Annotated in this window: 2 protein-coding genes and 1 pseudogene; 1 reads left to right on the forward strand and 2 read right to left on the reverse strand. The window is 41.8% G+C overall.

Annotation, left to right across the window (positions count from 1 at the left end; genetic code table 11):
- Nucleotides 1-187 (reverse strand): annotated as a pseudogene (locus tag FH603_RS28475) (DUF2490 domain-containing protein); the annotation flags it as partial.
- An 867-nt stretch (nucleotides 188-1,054) separates the two neighbouring features.
- On the opposite strand from FH603_RS28475, the gene FH603_RS27780 reads away from it, so the two are divergent.
- Entirely contained in the window at nucleotides 1,055-1,624 is a 570-nt protein-coding gene (locus FH603_RS27780; RefSeq protein WP_186742565.1) for a replication/maintenance protein RepL, read from the forward strand.
- Nucleotides 1,625-2,562: 938 nt separating this feature from the next.
- Here FH603_RS27780 and FH603_RS27785 read toward each other — a convergent pair.
- On the reverse strand, nucleotides 2,563-3,266 hold a 704-nt coding region (locus FH603_RS27785; protein WP_244968045.1), incomplete at its 5' end, for a DUF2490 domain-containing protein.

Genomic DNA, 3,266 nt, shown 5'->3' on the forward strand with positions numbered 1-3,266 from the left:
GCCAACGGGTGATAAAATCAATACGGCGCCATTGGTATTCGGTGTGTAGTTTCCAACGAGTCGCCAATTGGTGGTCACCGTTGTAGGTATACCATCCTACGGTGTTAAAGTCATTTATCCGGTTTGTCTGACTAATAGCACTGTTAGTTAATGAACTAAACAAAATAAACAGGATGGCTCTTTTCATCAGTGATGTTAAATAAAGCTTGAAACCGTAAATGTGTTTAAGAGAAATGCTTCCTGATAATCAACAAGCGAACTATGATTTATATACTGCAAATTGTTGTATAAGTTTCCTTATGTAAACCTACCCATCCGGCCAGAGATTACAAAGGGGAAAAAAGCCGTCCGGTGTGTGAGCGCGAAGCGGTCTTGTAGAGAGCGAGACGGAACGCTATTCGCTACGCTCATACCGTTTTGTCTCGCTCTATGAGATTGGTTATCAACGGGTTAAAAATTGGTCAATAATTAGCACTGTATACAATCTTAGTAAGCCTCTGAACCCCAGCATCATTTTGCGTAGCCAGCCATGTTTACCACCTTAAAAACCTCCCTACGGTCAGCTTTTAAGGTGGTAAACGGCTGTCTTTTCCTCCGACTGTCGGAAAAGCAAAAACCCTGCTGGGCGGTGGCCAGCAGGGTCTGAATTTTAAACCCCTTGGGAAAACCAAACGGAGTCTCGTTTAACGTTTTTGACGAACGTTAACGGATACAGGTTGAATCCTCAACCAGAGGCAATTTTGTCGTATTTCTGTCTCGATCCAAAAAAACGGAGTTCGCTACGCTCACATGTGATTTTTGCCCCCAGAATACACTATACGTAAAAAAAGGCTTTAAATAACTGATATATAAGTAGTTATGAGCAAACACAATAACCTCTAATCGCTATAATCATAACCTCTAATCGCCACTTTTATAACCTCTAATCGCCACTTTTATAATCAAATTTGATTATTTTGATATTTTTTCACCTCTGATTAGCCGTTTTAATAATCAAATTTGGTTATCAACTCTCCATTTACTATTCTTGTATTCGTAATCAAATCTGATTAATGTGGAGAAGAAACGAGCTTATCATACACACATTAAAACAGTCGCCACGGAAGATGGCGAGGTAATACGACAGGAGATTGATGTTTATCAAGTGGTATCTGGTAAAGATTCTTTTATGAGGGTCTTTTTAGAGGATATTAGCGGCTGCCTTAGGATTACCCGTGCTGATGACTTTAAGGTGCTCTTATCTCTCTGGAAACGTTCAGAATGGAATACTGGTCGTGTTGTGATCATTAGAAGCATAAAAGACCAAATTGCAAAAGAAATAGGAGAGGGAAAATCAGGTCAAGTAGTTAGTAACTCAATAGCTAGGCTACATAAATTGAACATACTGATAAGAGAGGATACAGGCATATACTATCTTAACCCTGACTACTTTTTCAAAGGCTATGACACAGAGATAGGAAAGACGAAAGAGTATGTTTTCAGCTTAAAATACAGGGTTGAAAGGGATGAAGAAGATATTAGTAGGGAAAAACAAATCCAAGAAGCTGCGAAGCGAAAAGAATACTTACTTGAACAGCTCAGACAAGTTGAAGATGTATTAGAATCAGCACTTGTAGAAGCTTAGATAATATTAGCTTAAACGGGAGCAAGCTCTGTAGGAGCAACTCGTTAGGAGTAAGCTAAAAGACCGTGCTGAACGTCAGCGGCTCTGCAGGGATGCAACCGTGAGGATAGGCCGACCCCACGACGAGAGTCGTAAAGCCCCTAGATTGATAGCTCTAAGCCATCTAGGGGCTTATTCATGTTCAAGCCTTTTTCGTGTCCTACGGCCACGGGATTTTCTGTCATGGCCCCCCACTCAAAGAGTCGATTTGAGGGGACAGCTTGCCCGTCCTTGACTCTTTGAGTGGGGGGCATGACAGAAAATCCAGCCCGGTACGGGCTAATACACATTAGCTATAAAGAGGTTGGAAAGGGGATAAAAGAGGAAAAACAATTTGTGAGTGTATTTTAAGAGTACACTCAAAACAATGGCTTACAAGCTAATTGACATAATTAAAAAAAGTGGAAAAGGGGATAAAAACAAGATCGGTGCTTCAGCTCCTGTCCTTAGATCGGCCGACTACGGAGGCCGAGAAACCCCCCAGTGGGCGAAGTACCTGGGGAGTTTTTGTGGTAACAAAAACACATCTTGCTTCCTAAAAAATCGACTCGTTTTTGGGGTGGCTGCATGGATGTATTCTAGAGTCAAAAAACGACTATAGGGCTATAGGGCTCTAGTTTGGATGAATTGTATTTTTCTTCCCCTTTTCAAGTGATAGTTTAAGTACGGTCAGAGGATCAATCAAACTACGTCGTCGGTATCCCGTAACAAGAAAAAGTACAATGTCTGGCTATCCATCGAGCGGAGCCAGGCATTGTACTTTAGGGGGAGGTGTTTTATAACTACAATTATGTTATGAAAATAATACTAGAAAAGTCATCCTCTCAAAACTCGGACTAATTTGGAATAATGCAAAATTTATTGGTTGGTCTCCCACTCAATTAACTGAGCGGATTCAGTTACTCATCACGTTTAAAATCAAAAGCGTAGTAGAGATTTAACCGAAATCCGTTATCGAAGTCGAAGATTCGTTTTTTAGTGATTGGATCTCCTTGCCCATGTTGTAGAACCCGGTTAAAGTAGTTCAGTTCTATCTTAAAATTATTATGAATCTGGTACCCTAAGCCAACCGAAAGTCGATTTTGGTTGAATACGTTATCTTGGACATGCCGGCCAAAGCTGATGAATAATTCATCGAATGCATTCAGATAAAACTCATGGTCGTCAATAGTTGGCCCACTCAGTGGATAGGCCAGTGATAACTGATAACGAATTCGATTCTGGTACTGCCAACCTTCAATCTGGCGTGGATTCGCAGTTGATAGCTGACCTAACCACCGTTGCTCTAAGCGGAACCGATGCCCTATAACCAGTCTACCCAACTTATCCGCCAACTCAATATCTTCATAAACTCTATTTTCAGGCACGGGTACACCCTGATCGGCTGATGGGTAATTGCCATATGGGTAGGTAGTAAACCGCGTGTAGCCACCAGCTATTGTAAGGCGGTCGGTCAGCTCATAGACTAGGCCAACTCGAGCCAATGACTGTTGCCAACGGGTGATAAAATCAATACGGCGCCATTGGTATTCGGTGTGTAGTTTCCAACGAGTCGCCAATTGGTGGTCACCGTTGTAGGTATACCATCCTACGGTGTTAAAGT

The sequence above is a fragment of the Spirosoma utsteinense genome, from assembly GCF_014282275.1.
GTDB lineage: Bacteria > Bacteroidota > Bacteroidia > Cytophagales > Spirosomataceae > Spirosoma > Spirosoma utsteinense.